We start from the raw sequence: 7,546 nt of genomic DNA, 5'->3' as shown, positions 1-7,546 counted from the left end.
CCTGTGAGACCTTGGCCAGCTTGTTACCGGATCCCAGCAGCACCTCTGACCATTGGGCTCCAACATGGCGGGCAGAGGATGAATGGCGCAGGATCCTGCAAGACCTTCGCTGGGCGCGCAGCCCACGCGCGTCCAAAGTCGTCGACGCACATCTCGGAATTGTATAAGGCGCAGCCTTGCACAGGATTGAGGCCACGCGAGGAGACGCGCCCTTGACCACCCAGGACGTCGACCGGATAGAGCAACTCGAGCAACACATCGCTGCCCTCGAGTCCGAGAACACCCGCCTTCGGGCCGGTGCCGAGCTCAACAGCCGAACGGTTGAGCATCTGGCCCAAGAGGCGGTCCGCTGCAGCGAGGAGCGGCTAAGCTACGTTCTCGCAATCAGGACCGTTGGTGTCATGTTCTGGGGCCAAGGCTTTGCCCTGACCGACGTGAATGAGGCCTTCCTGCACATGACGGGCTTCACGCGGCAGGAGGCTCTGGGAAAGACGTGGCAGGAGCTCACGCCACCGGAGTTCCATGAGGCGACCTGGAAGGCCGTGAACGAAGTGACCAGTCTGGGCGAGACCACGCCCTACGAGAAACAGTACGTTCGCAAGGACGGCTCGCGCTGGTGGGGGCTCTTCGCGGCTCGCAAGGGTGGGGACGAGGTGGTAGAGTTCGTCCTCGACATCACGGCCCGCAAGGAGGCCGAAGCGGCGCTCCGCCTCAGCGAGGCGCGCTTCCGCGCCGCCGTAGAGGCTATGCAGGGTCGGCTCTGGACCAACGACGCCACGGGGCGGATGGTGGGAGAGCAACCCGGCTGGGCGGCCCTGACGGGGCAGTCGTTCGACGAGTACCAAGGCTATGGCTGGACCAGCGCAGTTCATCCCGATGACGTCGAGCCCACGGTCGAGGCATGGCGGGTCGCCGTCGCTGCGCAGCGCCCCTTCGGCATCGAACATCGTGTGCGCCGTCAGGACGGCGCGTGGCGCCTGTTCGCTCTACGCGCCCTTCCCGCCCGCGATGACACCGGCGAAGTGCGCGAGTGGGTGGGCGTCCACACCGACATCAGCAATCGTCGTGCGCGCGAAGCTGAGCTGCGCGAGCTGAACGAGACCCTGGAGATGCGTGTCGCGCAGGCGGTAGCCGAGCGCGCCCACGCCGAAGAAGCCCTGCGTCAGAGCCAGAAGATGGAAGCCGTGGGCCAGCTTACAGGCGGGCTGGCCCACGACTTCAACAACCTGCTGACCGGGATCACAGGCTCGCTCGACCTCATGGGGACCCGGCTGCGGCAGGGCCGGACCGGGGAGCTCGAGCGCTACATCGGCGCGGCCATGACCTCGGCCCAGCGGGCGGCTGCGCTCACGCATCGCCTGCTGGCCTTTTCACGACGCCAGCCGCTCGATCCCAAGCCCGTGGAAGCCAACCGACTGCTCGCGGACATGGAGGACATGGTCAAGCGCACTCACGGTCCGGGGATCGCGCTGGAGATGAAGCTCGCAGGTAACTTGTGGCGCACATTGTGCGATCCCGTGCAGCTCGAAAGCGCGATCCTGAACCTGTGCATCAACGCCCGCGACGCTATGGTGGAGGGGGGCAAGCTGACGATCGAGACGGCCAACATTCACCTGGAGGAGGCCTGCGTGGCACCCCACGACATGACGCCTGGCTCCTATGTGACCATCAGCGTCGTCGACAACGGAGCCGGCATGTCGCCCGAGGTGCTGGCCCGAGCCTTCGATCCGTTTTTCACGACCAAGCCCATCGGGCAAGGCACCGGTCTTGGTCTGTCGATGGTCTATGGGTTCGCCAAGCAGTCCGAGGGTCACGTCCGGGTCATCTCCAACGAGGGCCAGGGCACCACCGTGAAGCTCTATCTGCCCCGCCATCGCGGCGAGGCTAGTGACGAGGACGAGGGGACAGGCTTGGCCTCGGTGCCGCGCGCGGAAGCCGGTGAGACGGTTCTTGTGGTGGAGGACGAGCCCGTCGTGCGCGCGCTCATAATCGAAGTCCTGAACGATTTGGGCTACCAAGCGCTCGAGGCTGCGGACGGGCCCTCAGGCCTTAGGCTCGCCCAGTCGGGCCAGCGCATCGACCTTTTGGTCACGGACGTGGGTTTGCCGGGCCTCAACGGCCGCCAGCTCGCGGATCAAGCGCGCTTGACGCGCCCCAACCTGAAGGTGCTGTTCATCACCGGCTACGCCGCGAACACAACCCAAGCGGGCGGCTTCCTGGAACCCGGGATGGGCATGATGACTAAGCCCTTTTCAGTGGACACCCTGATGCTGCGGATCCGCGAGATGATCGAGGTGCGGGCAGGATGAAGTTGCCGGATTGTCTTTGCCGCACGAGTGATGTGAACGCCACTGAGCACCATACTGCAAATCTGTTGACGTAATTTCGGCTATGCGAATCGCACCTGTCGCGGCTCGGGTAGAACCCGCACGCTTATGGCTCAAGAACCGGCGGCGCATTGCAACCCGATACGATCGCCTCGCCCGCAGCTATCTCGCCAGCCTGGCCCTGGTTTCTGCCGCCCCAGCTTGGACCTAGATGATTTTCTTGACCTAGATCACAGACAGGTCGGTTCCCGAGAGCGCCTCTCGAAAATGCTCGCTCGTGCTAAGCCCGCACGCGGCGGTGCTGTGTATACCATTAAGTGGAGCACCGCCTGGTCCAACAGAACCGGTGCGGCCCACAGGAGCGCGGAGGCGTCGAGGACGTAGGCGCCCTGCCCTCCTGGTCTGGTCACGTTGACCGTATCGGCTTCGGCTACGTCACTCAACGGTATCACCTGGAGCAATGTCCATCTCCCGTCGGAAGGCGGCCGGGATCACCAGCTTGCCGCCTTCCACGATCTTGACCCGCTGCGATGGCATGGCAGGGCGCTCCAGATAATCATTCCAGCATGGTTGGTTCATTGGACTGGGTGACATAGCTGACTATGTCACTCGGTCACCTGCTGGCGGGGACTCGGGCTGGCCAAGCACTCAACTATGCGCAAGCTCGCTGTTGCGAGTGTCGCAGGCGGGATGCTCGACAATTTCATTGAACGCCACCGGGCCGGACCTGTGTCGCTTGGCCTCGTACATGGCCAGGTCGGCCTGGCGCACCAAGTCGTCGCCATGTACCAAGTCCGCCGTTTGCACAGCAAAGCCCATGGCCGCCCGAAGGTGGAGCGAGTGGCCCTGAACCTCGAAGGGAACAACGAGCGTCCGCTCAACCTCCTGGGCGAGCCGTACAGTCCTGGGGCCAGCATCGGGCCCGGTCAGCACGAACACGAACTCGTCGCCCCCAATCCGCGCGATCCGGCAGCCTGGTGTGGTCAGCGGCGCAAGCCGTTCCGCCATCCACCGGATCACGAGGTCGCCCGTGGCGTGGCCGATGTCGTCGTTGATGCGCTTGAAGCCGTTGAGGTCGAGAAACAGGATGGCACGCTCCTCCGCCCGAGCGGGCTGAGCCAGGATCTCGCCGAAGGCGAAGCGGTTGGGCAGCCCGGTAAGCGCATCGGTGCGCGCCGCCATGGCCGACCGCTTCTCAGCCTCGATGAGGTGATGCGCGCTGCGACGTGTGAGCACCATGCCCAGGAGCACCAGCCCCGTGGCGAGAGCCATAACAAGGAGGAGCAAGGGCAGCATCCGGTGCAGCAGGCGCGTTCCTGCCAAGGGCGTCTGCCACGACACGTGCGCGACCGGCTGTCCGTCCGCTCCCTCAAGCGGCAGCGACAGGCGGTCCGCGGGCGGCAGGCGGGTGATCTCGAGATCGTCGAGCAGGGTGCTCCTGGCAACCACGTCAAGCAGGGCATCGTTGACCCGGCGTCCGATTAGGAGGCGGGCGACCTGTGCGTCCGGCGCAGGTTCTTCGGCTTCGGTCCGCTCGACGCGGGACGCAGCGATGGCGAACAGCTCGTCTCCGCTGAGCGCAAAGAAGGTTACGCCGCTTGAGGCCCCTAGGGGCACCTCCTGCAGCCGGGCGTCGGCTCCCTCCAGCGTCGCCTGGGACAGCAGGCCCGTCGTACCCTCTGGCGCTCCTGTGTCCATCCAGCCCACGTCCCGCGGCAAGGGGCCGCCCCACTCGACGACAAGGTGGAACAGGTCGTCGTAGTACGTCGTGGAGGCGCCGACGTTCTCCGATAGCCAAGCCATGTCCAGCGCCGCTGTGGCGTCGACCACATCGGGCCACTTGGCATAGTCGAGGTTGGTTACCAGGGTCTGGTTGAGGACGTTGGAGAAGGCCGTACGCACCATGCTGCCTGAGTGGTCACGCGACTGCTGATCAAGCGCGCGGGTCATCCAGACAATCGACACGGCCGTGGTCAGCACGAGCACGACGATTGCGCCCACCATGACGGCGGCAATGCGTCCAGGAAGCGTGCTGGTGGTCATGGCTGCTCGCGTGGTGCTCCAAAGCTAGGCCGAGCTACACCAGCTGCAGTGTCGTCGAAGTTAACTCGACCGCCCTAAGTGCAACTGAAATGTATCTAAAGCGTCGGAGCAGAAGTTGTTCGTAAGGCGCAAGAGCCCTCAAAAGGTCTAAGTTCTCAACCATGACATCGTCCAACGGCTTCTGAATGTCTGATGGAGCCCAGCCGCTAAGGATGGGGGGAGGCAAATGGAAGGTAACAGCATGATTGCGAGAGAGGACGAGCGCCTGCAGGTCCTTCGCAACCTGCGCCTTCTGGATACGGCCCCCAGCGAGAGCTTTGATCGCATTACACGGATGGCGGCTAAGCTGTTCGATCTGCCCATCGCAGCCGTCTCGCTCACCGACGGTCACCGGCAGTGGTTCAAGTCCAAGGTCGGTGTTGAGCACAACTCCATACCTCGGATCAAAGCTCCCTGCGCCCGGGTTGCCGAAGAAGCGGACATGTTGGTCATCCCGGACCTTGGGGCTGACGCTCATTATGCCGACAGCCATCTGGCCGCCTCAGGGATCCGGTTCTATGCAGGCGCGCCTTTGGTCACCTCCGACGGCTTCGGCCTGGGAGCCCTGTGCGTCCTGGGCACGGAGCCTAGACACGCGAGCCCGGACGAGCTTGCGGCGCTTCATGACCTCGCCGCCATAGTCATGTCCCAGATCGAACTCCAGCACGCCTATGGGCGCATCGATCCGGTGAGCCAGCTTCCGAACCGGACCCAGTTCTTGGAGGATCTCGACGATCTGGCCCTCGGCAGCGTCGGCGCTAAGCGCTTGGCCGTTCTCGTCGACATTGGACGGATGGACCAAGTGGCCAGCCTAACCAGCATCCATGGAACCGGTGCTGTGGACGACATCGTAGAGGCGATGGCGAGGCGGTTCCAGGACGAGATAGGCCCTGAGCGGACAGTGTATCACGTAGGACCGACACAGTTTGCCCTTCTTGCTCCGGCTGAAATCGAGGTGCAGGCCTACCTCGACACCTTGAGAATGAGGTTGAAGGGCACGAGGTCCGAGGTAACGACCCATTTTGTCATGACGCCCGCGATCGGGGTCGCCCCTTTCGTTGTGGGCCGGACCACTGCCAAGGACGTCCTGAGAACGGCCTACAGCGCCGTTCAGGTGGCCTACGGCCGCGCGGATAGCGTCAGCCTCTACTCCGAGGCGAGCGACGTCTCCCATTCCCGCCGGCACGGACTGCTCGCCAGCTTTGGCAGCGCCCTGGTGAGATCAGGCGAGTTACGAGCCGTATTTCAGCCCCGGATCGACCTCGCGAGCAGGCACTGCGTTAGCGTCGAAGCCCTTCTCCGTTGGGCCCACCCCACCCTTGGCCCTGTGTCCCCGGCAGAGTTCATCCCGGTCGTGGAGCAGTCGGGCTTGGCCCGCCCAATGACGGAATGGGTGCTGGGGAACGCTTTGCGCAAGGTGGCCGACTGGCGCGCTTCCGGTACGGATCTCCATGTCTCCGTGAACGTGACCTCCTCGAACGTCGAAGATGTCGCGTTCGTGGAAACCGTGTCGGCCATGCTGGACCGGCTCAGAGTGCCTGCCGCAGCGCTGGAACTCGAGATCACCGAGGGCACCGTGATGGGAAACACGGCTCAGGCCGTCACTTGCCTTACGGGCCTGCGCTCCCTTGGCGTCCGGGTGTCCATCGACGACTTCGGGACGGGCTACAGCAGTCTGTCCTATCTGCGCCGCCTGCCCATCGATGCCGTCAAGATCGACCAGTCCTTTGTTCGCAATATGGTGACAGACGAGAAGGACCATAGCCTTGTGCGGTCTCTGGTCGGGCTTTCGCATGACCTCGGGTTCCGAGTAGTCGCCGAAGGGGTCGAAACCGACACCGACCGTGTCCTCCTCGAGCGCATGGGATGCGACGAAGGCCAAGGCTACCTGTTCGCGAGACCCCTGGAGGCGTCGGACTTCCCGCTTTGGCTGGATGCTTTTCACGCCCCAGCTCGGGTCTCCCAGCGACGCGAGCTTGTAGAGCTCACGGGCTGAGAGACCAAGGGCGTCCAACTACGGGGTTCAACGAAACCAGCTCTGTTAAGGTGTCCTTATATTCGAGGGCTGGGTCGGCCAGGCCGGCCGCTTGCCGCACCGTTCATAACGCAGAACCTTCGGACACTGGTGGTGACGTCTGAGCCAAGTGATAAATGCGGCGAGGAGCGAGTGGGAGCCGTGGACTGGCTGGCGGGTGCGATGACCTGGTCTGGGGACACCAACCCACCAGGAAGAGGGGCCTTGGTCAGCGACTTGCTTTCGCTTAGTCTCGCCTGTGTTGGAGAGCCACGCCAGATGCCGTTGTGCCGCCTTGTCTACGCGTCGCTCCGGGGGCCTCGTTCGCCGAGCGACCTGGTCAAGATCCTTGAGACGTCCGAGGCCCGGAACGCGGTCGAGGCCATCACTGGGGCCCTTGTCCTGACGCCGGACCACTACCTGCAACTGCTGGAAGGCGAGCGCAGGGTGGTCGACGCCTGCTATCAGAGGATCTGTCGCGATCCCCGCCATAGCTATGTGGGACTGATCCTGTTTGAGTTGATCGACGAGCGATTGTTCCCCGACTGGAGCATGTCAGCCGTCGACCTGTCTGAGGGCGACGGCATGGCACCTTACACCGAGGGAAAGGAGTTCCGCCCGGAGGAGCTGCCCAGGGCCGTCATCGAGCAACTCTTTCGGGACGTGGCCGCAAGGCTGAGACGGCGCTGACGACGCGCGGCGAGGCGCCGTCTGTGCCCTCCCCCTCACTACCTCCAAGGCGGTACGATCGATCAGCCTGGCGCCGTTCACCTGACTGACGCTGGCGCAAGGAGTCTGATGGTTTGAAAACCAATCAGGTGAAGCGCCTGAAGGACCTCAGGAAAGAAGATCGGGGTGCCCAGCCAGGACCTCAGCTCCAGCTGGTGCTGCGTCCTGTTCTACTGGATCAGTTCGACAACTGCGCCAGCGTCCACCCTGCCCAAGCCGGGCAATGTTGCCGAACACAGATGGCGTCCAAGCCTTCGCGAAGCGCAAAACGGACGCCGAGGCTGTAACTCTTCTCCGAGTTGATCTATCTCTACGCTGTCTCGCGTGGACCACTAGCGGAGCAGGGGCATGCCGGACAGGCTTGGCGAGGGCCACGAACGGCTTTGTCGCTGTG

Annotated in this window: 4 protein-coding genes; 3 read left to right on the top strand and 1 reads right to left on the bottom strand. The window is 63.8% G+C overall.

From position 1 onward, the window contains the following. Positions 1-212: 212 nt before the first annotated feature. Complete coding sequence (locus FHG66_RS20840; RefSeq protein ID WP_176556386.1) at positions 213-2,309, top strand: hybrid sensor histidine kinase/response regulator; 2,097 nt, start codon at positions 213-215, stop codon at positions 2,307-2,309. A gap of 666 nt (positions 2,310-2,975) precedes the next feature. Here FHG66_RS20840 and FHG66_RS20825 read toward each other — a convergent pair. Continuing rightward, positions 2,976-4,370: a diguanylate cyclase domain-containing protein gene (locus FHG66_RS20825; RefSeq protein WP_139079072.1), complete on the bottom strand. Its 1,395-nt coding sequence runs from the start codon at positions 4,368-4,370 to the stop codon at positions 2,976-2,978. Between the two features lie 241 nt (positions 4,371-4,611). Here FHG66_RS20825 and FHG66_RS20820 point away from each other — a divergent pair, with 241 nt between their 5' ends. After that, complete coding sequence (locus tag FHG66_RS20820) at positions 4,612-6,405, top strand: putative bifunctional diguanylate cyclase/phosphodiesterase (RefSeq protein WP_139079071.1); 1,794 nt, start codon at positions 4,612-4,614, stop codon at positions 6,403-6,405. A gap of 297 nt (positions 6,406-6,702) precedes the next feature. Continuing rightward, on the top strand, positions 6,703-7,113 hold the full coding sequence (locus FHG66_RS20815) for a BLUF domain-containing protein (protein ID WP_176556385.1): 411 nt from the start codon (positions 6,703-6,705) through the stop codon (positions 7,111-7,113). Positions 7,114-7,546 lie beyond the last annotated feature (433 nt).

It is taken from the genome of Rubellimicrobium rubrum, from assembly GCF_006152115.1.
GTDB lineage: Bacteria > Pseudomonadota > Alphaproteobacteria > Rhodobacterales > Rhodobacteraceae > Rubellimicrobium > Rubellimicrobium rubrum.
This window is presented reverse-complemented; position numbering and strand designations above follow the sequence as displayed.

Excerpts from the sequence above, each read along its gene's own strand:
- FHG66_RS20825 (WP_139079072.1), bottom strand. The coding sequence starts at position 4,370 with ATGACCACCAGCACGCTTCCTGGACGCATTGCCGCCGTCATGGTGGGC.
- FHG66_RS20820 (WP_139079071.1), top strand. The coding sequence starts at position 4,612 with ATGATTGCGAGAGAGGACGAGCGCCTGCAGGTCCTTCGCAACCTGCGC.
- FHG66_RS20815 (WP_176556385.1), top strand. The coding sequence starts at position 6,703 with ATGCCGTTGTGCCGCCTTGTCTACGCGTCGCTCCGGGGGCCTCGTTCG.